The organism is Nocardia puris, from assembly GCF_036051655.1.
Lineage (GTDB): Bacteria > Actinomycetota > Actinomycetes > Mycobacteriales > Mycobacteriaceae > Nocardia > Nocardia puris.
In genome coordinates, this window is record NZ_CP107943.1 from 1000967 (window position 1) to 1018081 (window position 17115).

At 71.5% G+C, this 17115-nt stretch carries 16 protein-coding genes; 8 read left to right on the forward strand and 8 right to left on the reverse strand.

Translation table 11 applies throughout. The features are described from left to right. Nucleotides 1-60: 60 nt before the first annotated feature. The gene (locus OHB21_RS04130; protein WP_228790253.1) at nt 61-675 is read left to right on the forward strand and encodes a TetR/AcrR family transcriptional regulator; all 615 of its coding nucleotides are present in this window, start codon (nt 61-63) and stop codon (nt 673-675) included. A gap of 6 nt (nt 676-681) precedes the next feature. Here OHB21_RS04130 and OHB21_RS04135 read toward each other — a convergent pair whose 3' ends face one another. Together OHB21_RS04135 and OHB21_RS37400 are read right to left on the reverse strand one after the other, a co-directional pair. Continuing rightward, a complete protein-coding gene (locus tag OHB21_RS04135) occupies nt 682-3390 on the reverse strand; it encodes a sacsin N-terminal ATP-binding-like domain-containing protein (RefSeq protein ID WP_195125327.1) in 2709 nt (902 codons plus the stop codon). 41 nt (nt 3391-3431) lie between these two features. Further along, a complete protein-coding gene (locus OHB21_RS37400) occupies nt 3432-4796 on the reverse strand; it encodes a DUF3027 domain-containing protein (protein ID WP_195125326.1) in 1365 nt (454 codons plus the stop codon). A gap of 17 nt (nt 4797-4813) precedes the next feature. Between OHB21_RS37400 and OHB21_RS04145 the strand changes: the two genes are divergently transcribed. The 3 genes from OHB21_RS04145 to OHB21_RS04155 all read left to right on the forward strand — a co-directional run bounded on the left by OHB21_RS04145 (nt 4814) and on the right by OHB21_RS04155 (nt 7946). Next, on the forward strand, nt 4814-5584 hold the full coding sequence (locus tag OHB21_RS04145) for a glutaminyl-peptide cyclotransferase (RefSeq protein ID WP_067513065.1): 771 nt from the start codon (nt 4814-4816) through the stop codon (nt 5582-5584). A gap of 101 nt (nt 5585-5685) precedes the next feature. After that, a complete protein-coding gene (locus OHB21_RS04150; protein WP_067513063.1) occupies nt 5686-7416 on the forward strand; it encodes an MFS transporter in 1731 nt (576 codons plus the stop codon). Continuing rightward, nucleotides 7413-7946, forward strand: a complete 534-nt coding sequence (locus OHB21_RS04155; RefSeq protein WP_067513061.1) for a DUF2771 domain-containing protein — start codon at nt 7413-7415, stop codon at nt 7944-7946. The genes OHB21_RS04150 and OHB21_RS04155 overlap by 4 nt, the downstream gene beginning before the upstream one ends. 52 nt (nt 7947-7998) lie before the next feature. Here the strand turns inward: OHB21_RS04155 and OHB21_RS04160 are convergent, their stop codons facing one another. After that, entirely contained in the window at nt 7999-8421 is a 423-nt protein-coding gene (locus OHB21_RS04160) for a cold-shock protein (RefSeq protein WP_195125403.1), read from the reverse strand. A gap of 201 nt (nt 8422-8622) precedes the next feature. On the opposite strand from OHB21_RS04160, the gene OHB21_RS04165 reads away from it, so the two are divergent. Both OHB21_RS04165 and OHB21_RS04170 read left to right on the forward strand, forming a co-directional pair. Next, nucleotides 8623-8853: a hypothetical protein gene (locus OHB21_RS04165; protein ID WP_067513059.1), complete on the forward strand. Its 231-nt coding sequence runs from the start codon at nt 8623-8625 to the stop codon at nt 8851-8853. A gap of 383 nt (nt 8854-9236) precedes the next feature. Beyond that, nucleotides 9237-9866 (forward strand): resuscitation-promoting factor Rpf1 domain-containing protein, encoded by a 630-nt coding sequence (locus OHB21_RS04170; protein WP_067513057.1) that lies wholly within the window; start codon nt 9237-9239, stop codon nt 9864-9866. A 73-nt stretch (nt 9867-9939) separates the two neighbouring features. Here the strand turns inward: OHB21_RS04170 and OHB21_RS04175 are convergent, their stop codons facing one another. Then, a complete protein-coding gene (locus OHB21_RS04175; RefSeq protein WP_067513089.1) occupies nt 9940-10128 on the reverse strand; it encodes a hypothetical protein in 189 nt (62 codons plus the stop codon). A 190-nt stretch (nt 10129-10318) separates the two neighbouring features. Here OHB21_RS04175 and OHB21_RS04180 point away from each other — a divergent pair, with 190 nt between their 5' ends. Continuing rightward, nucleotides 10319-12628: a helicase-associated domain-containing protein gene (locus OHB21_RS04180; protein ID WP_195125324.1), complete on the forward strand. Its 2310-nt coding sequence runs from the start codon at nt 10319-10321 to the stop codon at nt 12626-12628. Here the strand turns inward: OHB21_RS04180 and OHB21_RS04185 are convergent, their stop codons facing one another. Continuing rightward, the gene (locus OHB21_RS04185) at nt 12629-13144 is read right to left on the reverse strand and encodes an LppU/SCO3897 family protein (protein ID WP_067513053.1); all 516 of its coding nucleotides are present in this window, start codon (nt 13142-13144) and stop codon (nt 12629-12631) included. 289 nt (nt 13145-13433) lie between these two features. On the opposite strand from OHB21_RS04185, the gene OHB21_RS04190 reads away from it, so the two are divergent. Further along, a complete protein-coding gene (locus OHB21_RS04190; protein WP_195125323.1) occupies nt 13434-14255 on the forward strand; it encodes a hypothetical protein in 822 nt (273 codons plus the stop codon). 32 nt (nt 14256-14287) lie between these two features. Here the strand turns inward: OHB21_RS04190 and OHB21_RS04195 are convergent, their stop codons facing one another. Genes OHB21_RS04195 through OHB21_RS04205 form a run of 3 tightly spaced genes read right to left on the reverse strand, consistent with a single transcriptional unit; the run spans nt 14288 to nt 17079 of the window. Beyond that, a complete protein-coding gene (locus OHB21_RS04195) occupies nt 14288-15679 on the reverse strand; it encodes a M1 family metallopeptidase (protein ID WP_195125322.1) in 1392 nt (463 codons plus the stop codon). 44 nt (nt 15680-15723) lie between these two features. Then, nucleotides 15724-16371: a LysE family translocator gene (locus OHB21_RS04200; RefSeq protein WP_195125321.1), complete on the reverse strand. Its 648-nt coding sequence runs from the start codon at nt 16369-16371 to the stop codon at nt 15724-15726. Nucleotides 16372-16410: 39 nt separating this feature from the next. Next, the gene (locus OHB21_RS04205) at nt 16411-17079 is read right to left on the reverse strand and encodes a DUF3239 domain-containing protein (RefSeq protein ID WP_084538066.1); all 669 of its coding nucleotides are present in this window, start codon (nt 17077-17079) and stop codon (nt 16411-16413) included. Nucleotides 17080-17115: the final 36 nt, after the last annotated feature.

Sequence of the window (17115 nt, forward strand, 5' to 3'; positions counted from 1 at the left end):
CGGTGTTCCGAATTGACTCGAAGCGTAACGGGCGCTTAACTCCCTGAGGTGTCCTCCCGATTGAGCGTCGAAGAACGACGGGCCCATCTCATCGAGGCAGCCATCGGCCTTGCCGAGAAAAAGGGCGTCGCAGGCGTGACCACGCGCGATGTCGCTCAGGCAGCCGGCGTCTCGCTCGGTGTGGTGCATTACTGTTTCGAAAATAAGGACGCGCTGATGACCGAGTTGGTCAAGGCGCTATCGATGGAATTGCGCGATTCCGTCGATGCCAATGAAACGGTCTGGCAGGACGTAGAGACTGGAAAAGAAGCGCTTCAAAAACTGATCCGCGCCGGACTGGAACTGATGTGGCTCAACATCGAGGCCACGCCCGAACGGCAGTTGCTCACCTACGAGACCACCACCTACGCGTTGCGCGAGGGTGAGCAGACGCCCGCGAAGCTGGCCATCGCGCGCGAGCAGTACGCGTTCAACGACTCCACCGTCGGCGACATCCTGGAACACGCCCGCGATGCCACCGCCACCCACTGGTCCGTACCGGTGCAGACGCTGAGCCGGTTCACCCTCAACGTCATCGACGGCGTGGTGCTGCGCTGGCTGGTCGACAACGACAGCGAGGCCGTGCGCACCCAGCTCGACCTGCTCGCGGAGATGGTGGCCCAGTACGCCGACTGACGGCGCTCAGACCCCGGCGGGCGCGAGCACGTGGGTCACCGCGCCTTCGCGCCACCACGGCACCCGCACTGCGCCCGTCACCGCGCCGCGCACCCGCACGCGCAGGTCGTCGTGCAGTACGAGCTCGCCCTCCTGCGGGGGCAGCGAGAACACGTGGCGCAGCACCACTCCCAGCGGCTCGTCCGTCCACGAGGCGCGGCGGCCCGCGCCGAGCACCTCGGCGGTGACCGATTCGGAGACCAGCGGCAGATCCAGCAGTGTGGCCAGGTCGGCGGCGGTGGCCTCGTCGCCGAAGACCAGGCGATCCGGCGGCACGACCAGGCCGAACCACGGCAGGTCCAGCACCATCGCGTCGGCGGCGTCCACGGTCGCGCCGGAGAGCGCCCGGACCCGTTCGGGCAGGACGAGTTCGGCCGGGTCCAGGCGGTGCGACGCGGCGGCCAGGCGGGCGTGCGCGCGGGAAACCACTTCGGGAGCCGGGGTTTTCGCCGGATCGGCCAGGGACTCGAGCAGCGTTTCGGCGAGATCGAGGGTGAGGGCATTCGCGTCGGCCAGGACGCCACGCAGGACGTCCAGGTCGGCATCGGTCAGTTCGGGCACCGCGAATTCCGGGAGCAGACCGGCGAATTCGGGGTCGCGGGGGTGGCGGTGCAGACCGAGCGGAACCCCGTCCACGCGGGCGTGGGTGCGCAGCCACCACGCGGTGTAGCCGTCGCGGTCGGCCAGCAGCGGGCGGGTGCGGGGTTCGGCGAGCAGCTGGTGCAGGGCGTCGGGCCAGGCGATCTCGTCGACCAGGTCCAGATCGCGGACCGCGACCAGCTCCGGCGGGTCCTCCGGCAGGCCCGCCCACCAGGTCTCCTCGTCGTCCAAGTGGTGGTCGGGACCGGTCGGATCGGTCTCGCTGACCACCCCGAAATCCCAGCCGACGCCCACGGCGCGCAGGGCGGGTGCGCCGTAGCGGTCCACGACCTCGGTGGCGACGGTGCCGAACGGAGCGTCCTCGACCAGCAGCGCGTAGAGCGGGGCGTCGGGCAGCAGCAGTTCGTCGGCCGGGCGCGGGTCGCCCTCGGTGTCGGGCAATTCGAGCAGGCCGAGCCAGGACGGCAGCGCGGCCGGGTCGGCGTACGCGGCCAGGCGCAGGACGGCGTCGGCCAGGTCCGGGTCGTCGGGGCGGTCCTCCAGGTCGGCCTGTAGCGCCGGGTCGGACAGCAGGTCCTCGGCGGTCTCGGTGCGGGCGCCCAGGCGCGCCAGGAGCGGATGCGCGGCCTCCGGGTGCACCAGGCGCGCCCAGTGCAGCGGGATCGGCTCGGCGAGGTTGTCGTCCAGGACGGTGGTGCGCGGGCCGGTGACCAGGCGTCCGTCGGCCAGCGGGACCGCGAGCGCACCCAGTTCCTCGGCCGAAAGCTGGTCGTTCACATAGGGTTCCAGGGCTGCGTAGAAGTCTCGCCACCAGGCCGGCGGGCGTTCCAGACCGGCGGAGAGTTCCGCGAGGCGGGCCAGGCCGAGGCGGTGCACGTCGAGGACGGCGGTGGCTTCGGTGTGGGCGCGGCCCGACAGCTCGGGCAGCAGGAGTGGGCCCACCACGTCTTCGAGCAGGGCGGCCAATTCCTCGGTGAGGTCGGGGAATACGGTCGCTCTGGTGGGGATCGCCTCGCCGTCGCCGTGGACGGGAAGCCAAGCGTGCGTGCGGAGTTCGTCTACCAGCGCTTCGCGGAGCAGCCCGTCGACCTCGCCGCGCGCGAAGCCGGGAGCCGGGACCAGGACGAGGCGGTCTCGCGGTGGTAGGGCGCGGGCGAAATCGGCGTAGCCCCGGGCTAATTCGGCGACGCGCGCGCCGGGCAGGAGGCGTCGCCGGTCGGGCTGCGTCGGGATGTCGGCGACCAGCACGGCGGGGAGGGAGAGTTCCTCGTCCGAGCGGGTGGGCGCGCGGAGCACGTCGTGGGCGGCGGGGCGCGGGCGGCCGTCGCGGACGGGGACCAGCCATCGTGTCCGCTTCGCGCGGAACTGCCACCAGACTCGTTCGTCCGCGCCGGGGCCGAGGATGCGCAGTTCCTCGAGGTTGCCGCCGAGATCGGTTATGGAGGAGGTGAATTCGGCGGTGTCAGGGCTCGTGCCGATGCGGATCGTGCGCAGGGCCGGGAGTTCGAGGAGCAGGTCCGGGGCTTCGCTCCGGAACGCGGCGAGAAGTGCTGCGGGGTCCGCGCTTTCGCGCAGCCGGATGACTATTTCGGAGTCGTAGCCCGGAGCGGGCGGGGTGGGCGAGGGCCAGGCCAGGCGTAGGGCCGGCGGGTGGAAGGACGGGTCCTCGGGTTCGCGGATGCCGTTGTCGCGCAGGGCTTCGCGGGTGCGGGTACGGGAGAAGTGCAGGGAGCCCGTGGTGGAGCGGAACTCGATGTCGTCGCCGACGGCGAGGACGGCGGTGAAGCCGACGCCGAACCGGCCGACTGACGCGTCGGACTTACCGGAAGCGCGCAGCGCTGTCAGTGCGTGTACTCCGGAAAGATCCAGGGGCACACCGGCGTTCGCGATGTAGAGGGCGTCGCCGTCCAGGCGCACGGACAGCCGGCCCGGTACCCCGGCCTTCGCGGCCGCGTCGGCGGCGTTCTGCGCCAGCTCGGTCAGCAGCCGGTCGCGGTAGCCCGCGCGCACCAGATCCGCCTCGGAGGCGGCGTCCTCGCGCAGCCGCGTCGGCGAATCCCGCCACGCGGCGAGCACACCCGCCCGCAGCCCGCCGAGCCCGAACGGATCGTCCGCGCTCAGTTCGGCGACGATGACCCGGACTCCGACCGCTCGGCCTCGATATCCGAGTTCTCGGCCTCGACGGACGCCTCCTCCGTGCCAGTCGCGGAAGCGTCGTCCGCACCGCTCTCGGACGACTCATCCTGCGCGACAACCCGATCGGAAGCGTCGCTGCGCTCGGCATCCGCAGGAGAGTCGGCAACCGACTCGGCGGAACCCTCGCCCGCCGCACCGACCTCGTCGGAAACGTCCTCCGCGACAACCGCTTCGGCATCGGCGGGCACAGCCTCTTCGGCGACCGCCGCATTCTGCGCCCCCGCATCGACAGCGGACGCTTCCGCCGCCTCGACACCGGTCGGCTCCGGGGTGATATCGGCGGCAGGCTGGTCGGACTGTCCGAACGACGCCGATTCGGTGGCGGACTCCCCCGTCTCCGCATGCTCGACATCGGCGGCCGCCGTCTCCGCATCTGCGGCGACCTCGGCGTCCCGCACGGAAGCGATACTCGCGGCGTCGACCTCGGCGACCTGCGCGACCGGCACCTCATCGGTATCCGACGAGACGTCCCCGGTCTCCGAGCCGGAAACCCCTTGGGCCGGCGCGGCTTCCACCGCGCCCTCGGCCGACTTCCGCAGTTCCTCGGCGGGGATCACATCGAAGGCGGCGTCGTCGAAGGCTTCGTAGAGGGGGCTGCCCGCGCCGGTGGGGATCTCCACGTCGGAATGGGCGCCGCAACCGTATTCGGTGTGCACGACGCGGCCGTCGGCGCCCATCGCGTTGGCGCAGACGCCGAACGCGGCGCGCAGGGCGCCGGCCAGTGGCAGGTAGAACCCGCACAGCCCGCAGGTGGCGGGCGCGGCCTTCGCCATCTCGGTGCCGGGGCCGAATTCGGAGTACCACCGCTCGGCGGCCTCGAGGCGGCCCTCCTCGCTGAGCACCTTCGAGCGGCCGAGGCCGATCTCGAGCGCCACCTCGGCCACCTCGGGATCGCCGTTGTCGACGTAGCCGGGCACCAGGCGCGGATCGTCGGGGGCCGTGGCGAGCAGGTCGCCGGGCGACAGGTCACCGGGGCGCACGCGCTGGTCCCACGGCACGAAATCGGGCGCGACGAGCGCGTCCGGGCCGGGCAGCAGGGCGGATTCGCTCACGGTCGCGCGGTCGGCGCCGGGCGGGGCCGCCACCACCACTTCCCACTGCCACCCGCGATAGCCGGGCAGCGTGGCGGCGAAGCGGTGGGTGGCCGCGCTCTCGTCCTCGGCGCTGACGCCCAGGTGGTCGCCCACCCCGGACGGCTCCAGGTCCAGGAGCGCACGCCGCGCCAGGCCTGCGGCTTCGACGAGAACCGGCCGGACGTCGGGGTCCGAAACAGAAACTGCGCTCACGACCTACATTTTGCCGTATGCAACACACCCGCCGTTCGGTGGCCGTCGCAGTGCTCGCCGGTCTGCTCGCGACCGGCGGCTGCGCGGACCCGGGTCCCGACGCGCCCCGGCTGCGCGTCGAGGTCGTGGGCACGCGCCCGCACGACCCGCGCGCCTTCACCCAGGGCCTCGAGGTCCACGGTGACGTGCTCTACGAGGGCACCGGATTGGCGGGCCGGTCCACCGTGCGCGCCACCGATCTGCGCACCGGCGCGGAACTCGCGCGCGTCGAGGTGCCCGCCCCCTACTTCGGGGAGGGCATCACCAGGGCGGGCGACACGCTGTGGCAGCTGACGTGGCGGGAGGGCACCGCGTTCGCCCGCGATCCCGTCACGCTCGCGGTGCGCGCCGAGCACTCCTACGACGGCGAGGGCTGGGGCCTGTGCGCCCGCGACGGCGGACTCGTGATGAGCGACGGCTCGAACACGCTGACTTTCCGCGACCCGGTCACGTTCGCGATCACCGGCACCACCGACGTGGATTTCGCGGGCGCGCGGCTCAACGAACTGGAGTGCGCCGCCGACGGTTCCGTCTACGCCAACGACTACCCCACCGACCGCATCCTGCGCATCGACCCCGAGTCCGGCGCGCTGCTCGGTGTCGCCGACGCGAGCGGCCTGCTCCCCCGCGATCAGCGCGCGGGCGCCGACGTGCTCAACGGCATCGCCCAACTCCCCGGCACCGACCGCTTCCTGGTGACGGGCAAGTACTGGCCGACGATGTTCGAGGTCCGCTTCGTCCCGGAGTAGGGACCCGATTCCGCTACCGGCGAACGCAAGATCCGTCACTTCCGCCCGACATCCGGCAGCACCGCCCGCCGGGTGTCGGCGGCGTACGACAGAATTGGGGGGTGACTACTCCGCGCGATCCCTACGGTGCCGAGCGTGGTCCGTGGGATGGCGAGGAGGCGCCGATCGAACGGCATCCCGGCTACGACCGGTATCCGCCGCCGAACGCCCCCACCCGGCGCAGGCCGCTGCCGCCCTTGGACACCGAGGGCGAGCCCGGCCGCGCGCCGCTGGGCCCGCTGCGCAAGCGCCCGGTGCGCCCCGATGCGCCACCGCGCGGCGTCTCCGCGCCCGTCCCCGACGACGCGGCACCTCCGGCCGACACCAAGCGCTACGAGATCCCCGACGAGACCGCCCACCCCCAGCGCGTGCCGCGCAAGCTCACGGTCACGCGCGTCGCCGCACTGCGCGGGCGCGAACTCACCGAAAAGGGCATCGCCACCTTCCAGCGCGCGGCCAAGGCCGACGGCGCGGACAAGTCGGGCCTGACCGCGCTCACCTACGCCACCATGGCGAACTTCGCGCTGGACGCGGCGATCGCGGTGTCGCTGGCCAATACGCTGTTCTTCGCCAGCGCCACCGCCGAGAGCAAGTCCAAAGTGGCGCTGTACCTGCTGATCACCATCGCCCCGTTCGCGGTGATCGCGCCGCTGATCGGTCCGCTGCTGGACCGGTTGCAGCGCGGCCGCCGCCTGGCACTGGCCACCTCGTTCGCAGTCCGCGCGGTGCTCGCGGTGGTGCTGATCCTCCAGTTCGACACGTGGGCGCTGTATCCGCTCGCGCTGTGCATGATGGTGGGCTCCAAATCGTTCTCCGTGCTCAAGAGCGCGGTCACACCCCGAGTACTCCCACCGGATATCGACCTGGTGCGCACCAACTCCCGGCTCACCGTGTTCGGCCTGGTCGGCGGCACCATCGGCGCGGGCGCGGTGGCGGCGGCCGTCGCGGCACTCACCGGGTCGGCGGGCGCGCTGGTGCTGGCCGCGCTGATCGCGGCCGCGGGCACCTACCTGAGCCTGCGCATCCCGCGCTGGGTGGAGGTCACCGAGGGCGAGGTGCCGGCCACGCTGAGCTATCACGGCGAGGACGAGCACACCGAGGTGCTGCGCGCCGGCGAACGGTCGGCCGTGCCGCCGCGCAAACGCAGGCAGCCGCTGGGCCGCGCCGTGGTCACCGGCCTGTGGGGCAACGGGTCGATCCGCGTGCTCACCGGCTTCCTGACCTTCTACGTGGCGTTCGTCGCCAAGGCCACCGAACATCGCCCGCTGCAGCAGGCCGCGATGCTCGGCGCGGTCGGCGCGGCCGCCGCGGTCGGCAACTTCACCGGCAACGCGACGGGCGCCCGCATGAAACTGGGCAAACCCGCGCTGATCGTCGTCGGCTGCACCGCGGCCTGCGCGGCGGTGGCGCTGTTCGCCGTGTTCGCCGACAACCTGCTGGGCGCGGCGGTGGCCACGCTGATCGCCGCGGGCGCGAGCGCGCTGGCCAAGGTGTCGCTGGACGCCTCGATCCAGGACGACCTGCCGCCGGAGTCCATCGCCTCCGGTTTCGGCCGCTCGGAGACCGTGTTGCAGCTGAGCTGGGTGATCGGCGGCGCGGCCGGCGTGCTGCTGCCGACGGACTACTGGAAAGGCTTCGCGGTGGTCTCGGGGATACTCGTGCTCGGACTGATCCAGACCTTCGTCAGCTACCGCGGCCACTCACTGCTGCCCGGTTTCGGCGGCAACCGGCCCCAGCACGCCGAACAGGAAGTCCCCGCAGGCCCACGCACACAAGGAGATCCGCTCAGGTGAACAAGCTCTCAGGCCGCACCGTCGCGGCCCTCGTCGCGGTCGCGCTGCTGGTGCTCGCCGGCGTCACGGCGGGACTGGTGGCCGTGGCGGTCCGCAACGCACCCGAGCACGATCCCGAGATCACCGCCTACGCGTACGGCAAGACCGTCACGGTGCCGCCGTACCACTACTGCGATGTGCGGCTGGTGGAGGGCCAGCGGCTGGAGATGTCGGACTGCCGCTCGGGCGAATCCGTCGATCTCGCGGTGCCGCAGGGCTACCCGCTGCAGATCTCGCTACCGCCCGACATCGCCGAGGCGCCGTGGCTGGCGCAGCTGGTGTATGCGCTGCCCAGCGGCGACATCGTGGACCGCGTGGTGAGCCGCAACGACTACCCGAAGGGCGCGGTGGCGATCACCATCGATTCGCAGCCGCTGCCCGAGCTGCGGCTCATCGGCGTGGAGTTCCAGCTGCCGGTGCCCGCGATCGACGAGCAGGGCCGCGAGTCCACCGTCCCGCACGCCACCTGGTCGATCCGCACCGAGTCGTGAGAGAACGCCGCGGGGCGCACGGCCCCGCGGCGTGCGAATTCCCGCGTGGGAGTTAGTGATCCAGCTCGCGCGCTACGGCGCGGACCACCTCGGAGATGGTGCGCGACATCTTGCGGTCGGGGTAGCGCCCCTTGCGCAGGTCGGGCTGCACCTTCGTCTCCAGCAGGGTGATCATGTCCTCGACCATCCCGTGCAGTTCGTCGGGCGTGCGGCGCGGACCGGCGACGGGCTCCTTGCGGCCCCCGCGCTCCTGGCCCTGGCGCACCGAGGGCGGCGCCTCGAGCAGCTTGAGACTCAGCGCCTGCGGACCGCGACGGCCCGCGGCCATCCCGAACTCCACGCGCTGCCCCGGCTTGAGCCCCTCGACGCCGTCGGGCAGCGCGGACGAGCGGACGTAGACGTCCTCACCCTCGTCCTGGGAAAGGAAGCCGAAGCCCTTTTCGACGTCGTACCACTTCACCCTGCCGGTCGGCACTGCGCTCACCCGTTCATCGTCGACACCCGCGCCACCGTGGCGCGGACACATCCTTACTACTCGAAGCCGCCCGGCGCGCGCGCCGGGCGAGACTCCTTGCAGTTTGCGAAAAGAACGCGCCCCACAAACCTGTAGGACGCGATTCACTTCGAGTCTACCCCGGTGGTGATAACGCGAGCACATCAGTTTTACGGTCCTAGGGTGACGACCCCTCCCGCCGCGCCCGGTCCGCGCCGCTCCGCCCCCTGGTTGCTGTACGTCGCGATGGGCCTGTTCCTCGCCGGGGTGCTGGCCGTGATCGCGATCTTCCTCACCGCACTCATCACCGGTTCCGCACCGGGCCTGTGGGTGTACCTGATCGCCATGCTCGCGCCCGTCGGCTTCCTGCTCGGATTGATCTACGCGCTCTGGTCGGGCCGCCGGTCCCGATAGCTGACGCGCGAATACCCCGGCGCGCGTTCCGTTACTCGATCCATCCTGTGATCCTGGTCACATAACGAGCCGATAACGGCGCCTGCGCGAGCGTGACTGTGAGCCACGCAACGGCTCCTAGCTGCACAGAAGGGATCTCGCGAGGGTCGAGACCGGTTCGAGACCCTGGCGCACACGCCGGTTACCAAATGGTGATTTTTCGCGGCGATCGTCGTACCGTCTATTCCAGCCGGGGACACCCGGCACCACCGGCCCGCCGCACCGAGCCTCGCCCCGCGGGTACCGGACCCCGACGGATTGCAGGGGTGAGGGCGGGACGGACGACCTCTCAGTCCGAACCCGAGCGAATCCTCGCAGGTGCGTACGAGAGGAAGACACCCGATATGAGTGGACGCCATCGCAAGCCGACCTCCACCGGGCGCACCGTCGCCAAGGTCGCCGTCACCGGCGCGATCTTCGGTACCGCGAGTGCCGCCCTCGCCGGAAACGCCAGCGCGGCTCCCGACTCCGACTGGGATCGCCTCGCGCAGTGCGAAGCAGGCGGCAACTGGGGTATCAACACCGGCAACGGATACCACGGCGGCCTGCAGTTCTCCCCGAGCACCTGGAACGCTCACGGCGGCCAGCAGTACGCCGCGACCGCCAACCAGGCCACCCGCGAACAGCAGATCGCGGTGGCCGAGAAGGTCCTCGCCTCGCAGGGCTGGGGCGCCTGGCCCTCCTGCTCGGCCAAGCTGGGCCTGAAGAGCTCGCCCACCCCCCGCTCGGCCCCCGCCACCCCGGAGGCCCCGCGCTGGAACCCCGCCCCTTCCGCGCCGCAGCAGCAGGCCGCGCATCCCAACCAGGAGATCTTCGAGGCGGTCGATCGCGCCATCGCGACGGTGCAGCAGCAGGGCGTGCACATCCCGCAGCCCGCGCTGGACTTCTTCAACGCCGCCAAGTCGAGCAATGTGCCGCTCGATCCCGCGGTCGTGAACTTCTACGAGGCGAACAAGGGCCTGCTGCCCTCCTGATCTCGCCCCGCACGGACAAGGCCCCCGCATCGACGAGGATGCGGGGGCCTTGTCCGTGCCTGCGGGCGCGCCGTCAGCGGTTGATCACCGTGTGGGGGTGCACGTAGGCCAGTGTCTCGGCGGGCACCGGGAATTCGGTGTCCTCGCCGTAGGGCGACAGGTTGCCCGCCCGGCTGGCCGCGAGTTCGGTGACCGCGTGGTCACCGTCGGCCGTCTCGGGCCAACCGTTGTCGACATAGGGTTTCTTCGATTTGTTCACCACGCCCACATGCTAACCCGAGCCCTCCCCCGAGCCACCCTGAGCCGCGCGATCTTGCCGCCGCACGCACGAACGTCCGCGCAAACGCACGAACCGATGCACGTGCCAGGCCTTTCACACCTGCGCACCGACACACCGGAACGCGGAAATGGGAGGATCGACTCTGTGACTTCGCGACGGATCCCGAGCGCACATGGTTGAGACTTCGAGTGTGACCGCGTCCCTGGAGGGCTGGCTCGCCGCCCGCGAGGACGCGCAGCTGGTGCGATTGCTCGAGCTGCGGCCGGATCTGGCGGTGCCGTTGCCGTCGTCGATGGCGGTGCTGGCGGCCCGCGCCGAGCAGCGCGCCTCGGTACTGCGGGCCACCGACGACCTCACCACCCTCGATTTCGCCATCGTGGAAACGCTGACGGCGCACGGCACCTCGCGCGCGCCCGGCGACGACGCCGCGCTCACGCGCACCGCCCTGCTCGCCGCGCTGAAGGGCCGCGCCACCAAGACCGCCATCGAGGGCGCGCTGACCCGCCTGACCGAGCGCGCGCTGGTCTGGCAGCACGGCGACGATCTCCACCTCGTCGGCGCGGCGGCCGAAGCGCTGCCCTGGCCGGTGGGCACCGCCACCGAACTCCCCGACGAGCTCACCGAGGACGAGACCACCGAGGCCCTGGCACGGATCTCCCCGGCCGAGCGCGCACTGCTGGACAAGCTCGCCACCACCGGCCCGCGCGGCCGCACCCGCGACGCCGCGCCGGGCACGCCCGCCGACCGTCCGGTGCCGCAGCTGCTTTCCCGCCGCCTGCTGCACCGCGTCGACGACGAAACCGTGGAACTGCCGGTCACCGTGGGGCAGGTCCTGCGCCGCGAACCCGTCACGCATCCGTACACGCTCACGCCGCCGCGCCCGACCGTCACCAAACACACCCCCGCCGAGGTGAACGCAGTCGCGGCGGGCGAGGTGGGCGAACTGCTACGCCACTGCGCCGACATCCTCGACGTGCTCGGCGAGGTTCCCGCCCCCGCGTTGCGCGCAGGCGGGCTGGGGGTGCGCGAACTGCGCCGCATCGCCAAGCACACCGGCATCGAGGAGACCAGGGCGGGACTGCTCGTCGAACTGCTGGCCGCCGCGAAACTCCTCGAGAAGGGCCAGCCCGAGCCGCCCGTCGACATCGACGGCGTGGACGACTACTGGGCCCCCACACCCGCCGCCGACGGCTGGCTGGACGCGCCGCCCGCGCGCCGCTGGACGGTGCTCGCGATGGTCTGGCTGGAGCTGGACCGGATGCCGTGGATGATCGGCATGCGCGACGCCAACGACAAACCGCTGGCGGCACTCTCGCTGGAACTGCGCAACCCGGTGGCGCCGCGCGACCGCGCCGCGATCCTGCATCTGCTGGCCGAACAGCCCTCGGGGGTGGCGGTCGATCCCGCCGATATCGGCCGGGTGCTGGCCTGGCGGCAGCCGCGCAGGCGCCGGCACTTCCGGCGCGAGGTCGTGGAGAACACGCTGCGCGAGGCGGCGGAGGTGGGGCTGCTCGGGCGCGGGGCGCTCGGCTCGGCGGCCCGCGCGCTGCTGCACGGCGCGGCGACCAGCGCGGCCGACGCCGAGAAGGAGATGGACGCGGCACTGCCCGAGCCGGTGGATCACGTCCTCGTGCAGGCGGACTTGACCGTCATCGCGCCCGGCCCGCTCACCCCGGAACTGCGGCAACGGGTGGCGCTGGTGGCCGACGTCGAATCGGCCGGGGCCGCAACCGTTTACCGGATCAGCGAGGACTCGGTGCGACGGGCGCTGGACGCCGGCATGACGGCCGCCGAACTGCACACCTTGTTCACCACGCATTCGCGCACGCCCGTCCCGCAGGCGCTGACCTACCTGATCGACGACGTCGCGCGCAGGCACGGACAGTTGCGGGCGGGCATGGCTCAATCGTTCCTGCGCAGCGACGATCCCGCGCTGATCGCGCAGGTGCTGGCCGCGCCGGTCGCGCACGAACTGGCGCTGCGGGCGATCGCGCCGACGGTGGCGATCGCGCAGGCGCCGCTCGGCGAGGTGCTGGAGCGATTGCGCGCGGCGGGATTCGCACCCGCGGGCGAGGACTCGGCGGGCGCGATCGTCGACCTGCGCGGGCGTGGCGCACGAATCCTGGTGCGGCCCAACGCCCGTCAGGCGTACCGGCCCGCCCCGCCGAGCATCGAACAGCTGGAACTACTGGTCGCCGAACTGCGGTCGGGCGAGCGCGCAGCCAGCGCCCGCGCCGGGCAGTCGGTGCGCACGGACGGCACCAGAACGAGCACCGCCGCCACACTCGCGCTGCTGCAATTGGCGGCGCGGGTGCGGCGGTCGGTGAACATCGGCTACGTCGACGCGTCCGGGCGGGCGTCCCAGCGCGTGGTGGAACCGCTCAAGGTGGGCAACGGCCAGCTCGACGCGCTCGACCCGGTGACGGGCACGGTGCGGCATTTCACGCTGCACCGGATCGCGTCGGTGGCGCTGCTGGAGTGATCAGGGCTTGCCGAGGCAGAACAGGGTCTTGGGGTCGGAGACCGTGATGAACTCGGTGGCCTGGTCGCACAGCAGTTCGTCGGTCTCGCCGTCGACGCGCTGGAGCACCTTGAAGGTGGCGTCGGTAGAGCCGCAGTCGACCCACATGTAGGGCGAGGTGCCCACGTCGTTGTAGCAGGCGTCCTGGGCGAAGTTCGGCGCCAGGCACAGGAAGGCGGTGCCGCCGGAGGCGAGCTGCTCGGTGTAGCTGGTGTACTCGTTCGACGCGCAGTCGCTCTGCTGGTCGAAGCTCTGGTGCACCTTGTAGACGGCCTTCGGGTCCGCGCAGTCGATGGGCTCGCCCTCGGTGGCGGTGGGCGAGTTGTCGGTGATGTTGATGCAGTCACCGACCTCCGTCTTGGCCACGTCGGATTTGGTGGCCTCGTCGACCGCCGAACAGCCGGCCACCGCGAGCGCGGCCACCGCCAGGAGCGCGAGCACAACACGTGCCGGCAGACTCGTCCCGGGGAACTTCACGTGAAAACCTCTCTGGAGCGAAAACGTTCACGGGAGTGAACGCGCCAGAGGATACCCGGATGCTCGCGGTGACCGCACCGCCACGAGGGCGGCCGCGGGTATCAGTAGAAGCCGAGACCCGACAGCGCGAGCAGGGAGAAGCCGAGCACGCGCGGCAGCAGCTGGGTGAGGGACTGAAGTCCGAAGTAGTTCACTGGCAATGCCTTTCACAGATCGCCCACGATGTGGACGTACGTCCAATACGTGGACCTTGTCGTCACCGGACGACATGTCGTTACGCTTGGCAAGTATGACGCCAGACGAGGTCGCCGTCGACCTGTACGGTCTGCCGCCCGCGGAGTTCACCGCGGCGCGGGCGGCCCGGGTCGCCGAGGCCAAACGCGCGGGCGACAAGGAGTTGGCCGCCGCCATCGGGGCGCTGCGCAAGCCCACGGTGTCGGCCTGGGCGGTGAACCTGCTGGTCCGCGCCGAACCCGGCGAGGTGGACGCGCTGTTGCGGCTGGCCTCGGCGCTGCGCGCGGCGCAGCGGGAACTGTCCGGCGAGCGGCTGCGCGAACTGTCCGTGCAACGTCAGCAGGTGGTGAACGCGCTGGCCCGCCGCGCGGGCGCGCTCGCCGCCGACGCCGGGAAACGGATCGGCGAGACCGGGTTGCGCGAGATCGCCGCGACGCTCACGGCCGCGCTGGCCGATCCCGAGGTGGCCGAGCGGGTGCGCACCGGGACGCTGAGCGCGGCCGCGACCTACGAGGGTTTCGGCCCGGCCGGGTTGTCGCTGGTTCCGGCCGCCGCGCCCGAAGCGCCCGAGCCCGCCGAGCCCGAGGAGACCGGCGAGGCGGCGCGGCGAGAGCTGGACGACGCCCTCGGCGATCTCGAAATAGCCAGGGCGGCACTGGATTCCGCCACGGAGGCGGCCGCCGAAGCCGAGCGCCGGTTGGCCGAGGCGCGCGCCAGGATCACCGAGCTGCGCGAGGAACTCGAACACGCGGAACAACAGAAACAGTTCGCTCGGACGGGAGAACGCGCGGCCCAGGACCAAGTGGTCTCGGCGCGACGGCAAGTGGAGCGCGCGAAGAGCCGTGTGGATCGCGCCCGAGCCCGCGCTGGAGACTAACTCGGCACGAAAAGGCAATGCGCCACGGGCCTTTACGGACGCAGGTCCCCTGGGAACAGGAATTCGTCCGGCGGCGGGGTGGTGCGGTTCAACCACGCGTCGAAGAAACCGCTCAGATCCGTGCCCGACTTGCGCTGCACGAATTCGCGGAACTCCGGCATGGACGCGTTGCCGTAGGCGTGCGCGGCCGGGAATTCCCGCAGCACGCCGAAGAACACCTCGTCGCCGATCTGCTTGCGCAGGGCGTGCAGGAACAGCGGGCCGCGGTAGTAGACGGCGGTGAATTCCTTTCCCGCGCCGGGATTCTCGAGCGGCACCTCCCAGAACCTGGCGTCGTCGCGCCACTCGGCGATGGTCTCGCGATACTCCGCGTCGACGTCGACGCCCTCCTTGCGCTCCGGCCACAGGTAGTCGGCGGTGTAGCTGGCGAAGCATTCGTTCAGGCAGATGTCGGACCACTGCCGCACCGACACCGAATCGCCCCACCACTGGTGCGCGATCTCGTGCACCACGGTCGGCAGATCGGTCCACGGCGCGTAGATGGGGCGGGTCTGGGTCTCCAGCGAGAAGCTCAGGTCCGCCGACACGTAGATGCCGCCCGCCGCGTCGAACGGGTAGGGGCCGAACAGATCCCGGCCGAAGTCCAGGATCTCCGGCAGTCGCTGCTCGGTCTCCCGATTGCCCTCCGCGCCGGGCGCGAACGCGCTCAGCAGCGGCACACCGCCCCAGGTCTGCTCGAGGAAGGTGAACCGGTCGATGGCGACGGTGGTGAGGTAGCCGATCACGGGCTGGCGCGCCTCCCAGCTGACCGTGCGCTTGTCGCCCTCCACCGCGTTGCGGGTGCGCACGCCGTTGGACACCACGTCGTAGTCCGCGGGCACGGTGGCGTGCAGCGTGAAAGTCGCCTTGTCCAGCGGGGTGTCGTTGAGCGGGTACCAGGTGGAGGCCGAATGCGGTTCCCCAGCGGCGAACGCGCCGCCGTCGGGCGCGATGGTCCAGCCCTCGCCCTCGCTGTTCACGGCCTCGCCCGCGTAGTCCACCGTGACGGTGAAGCCCAGGCCCGGCAGCAGCGGCAGCATCGGGGTGACGGTGAGTTCGTGTTCGCCGTGGCGATCGAAACCCGCGGGCAGGCCGTTCACCGTGACCGCGCGCACCGGCGGCCCGGAGTAGTCGAGGTTGAACACGCGCAGCCCTTGGGTGGCGGTCGCGTCGACGCGGGTGCTGCCGGTGAGCGTGCGGGTGGGCGGGTCGTAGTCGATGGTCACCTCGTAGTGGCCCACGTCGTAGCCGCCGTTGCCGTCCAGCGGGTAGTAGGGGTCACCGGCCCCCGGCGCGCCGGCCAGTGGATCGCCGTGCGCCGGGCCCGCTCCGCAGACCACCAGCACGCCCGCCACCACCGCACCCACCGCTGCGGACCATTTCACGCGACCGACCCCTCTCACCACCCGACTCCGCTGCCGGGTGGATGCTAGCCGTTGTGACCGGTCGCGCCGCCGACGGCCACCGACGCGCCGAGCCCGACGATCATCGCCCCGCCCGCCCCGCCGACCGCCTCCAGCCTGCGCGGCGACTTCGCGAACCAGCCGCGCGCCGAGGCGGCCAGCAGCGCCCACGCGCTGTCGGAGACCAGCGCGATGAGCAGGAACACCGCGCCGAGGATCAGGAACTGCACCGGCAGCGCGCCCGCGGCGGGGTCCACGAAATGCGGGAGCACCGCCGAGAAGAACACGATCGCCTTCGGATTCGTCACGCCCACGATCACGCTCTGCCGGAACACCCGCCGCTCGGCGCCCGCCCGGACCGGCTCACCCAGTGCCTCGCGCAGCGACTTGCGTTCGCGGATGGCCTGGACGCCCAGATAGATCAGATACAGCGCGCCCGCGAACTTCACGACCGTGAGAGCGACCGACGACGCCGCCAGCAGCGTGCCGAGCCCGACGGCGACCAGCACCAGGCACGCCATCACGCCCGCCGCGTGCCCCAGCACCGAGATGAGCGCGGCGCGCCTGCCCAGCGCCAGCGCGCGGCCGATGGTGAACAGCACACCGGGACCGGGGATCACGACGATGACGGTGGCCGCGACAGTGAACGCGACGAGGTTGGCCATGGGCACCATTCCCCGAGTCTAGGCCCGCGCCGCAACCGATTTCGCGGCTCAATCCCGCAGGTCGTCGGGCAGTTGCCTCGGGTCGAGCAGCAGGCGTTTGGCCGAGGTGCGGCGGACCTGCGCGGCGAGGGCGAGATTGTCGGTGAGCAAACGCCATTCGGCCTCGCTGATGGCGGCGCAGGCCCGCTCGATGACGCCGACGTCGGCGGTGCCCCAGGCGATCGGCATGGTGCTCACCGACCGCAACCCCTCCCCGGTCGGGCGCGCGGTGCGATCGTTGCGGATCGCGACGGCGGGCACCCGCTCCCCCGCGCGCCTGCGGTGGCCGGGCAGATGCCGCGCCACGCGCACCACCAGCGCGTACCGGCGCGACGCGGCCTCGGGCACCGACAGATCGACCAGCGCCATCAGCACGATGCCGCGCCGGTCGGCCTCCGACACCACGGCGGGCACCAGCTCGCCGTCGGCGTAGAGGCGGTCGACGCGCGATCGGTGGCGCGCCCAGAACGCCACCCACACGGCGGTCATCCCGCCGAGCGCGGTGGCCACGGCGAGCAGATACGACCACGGGTGGTTCAGCCAGATCAGATAGGCCGTGGCGGCCGAGGCTCCGGCGGCGGCCGCGATCGCCATGATCCACAGGCGACGCAGGTCGGCGAAGACTTCGTTCACCGCGTGCGCGTGCCCGGGGTCCACCGCGAATTCGAAGCGTCGCACGTCTTCTTTCCTAGCACACGTTGCGGAGGATTTGCC

Coding starts and splice junctions, on each gene's coding strand:
- OHB21_RS04145 (WP_067513065.1), top strand. CDS start 4,814: ATGCAACACACCCGCCGTTCGGTGGCCGTCGCAGTGCTCGCCGGTCTG.
- OHB21_RS04170 (WP_067513057.1), top strand. CDS start 9,237: ATGAGTGGACGCCATCGCAAGCCGACCTCCACCGGGCGCACCGTCGCC.
- OHB21_RS04180 (WP_195125324.1), top strand. CDS start 10,319: ATGGTTGAGACTTCGAGTGTGACCGCGTCCCTGGAGGGCTGGCTCGCC.
- OHB21_RS04190 (WP_195125323.1), top strand. CDS start 13,434: ATGACGCCAGACGAGGTCGCCGTCGACCTGTACGGTCTGCCGCCCGCG.
- OHB21_RS04200 (WP_195125321.1), bottom strand. CDS start 16,371: ATGGTGCCCATGGCCAACCTCGTCGCGTTCACTGTCGCGGCCACCGTC.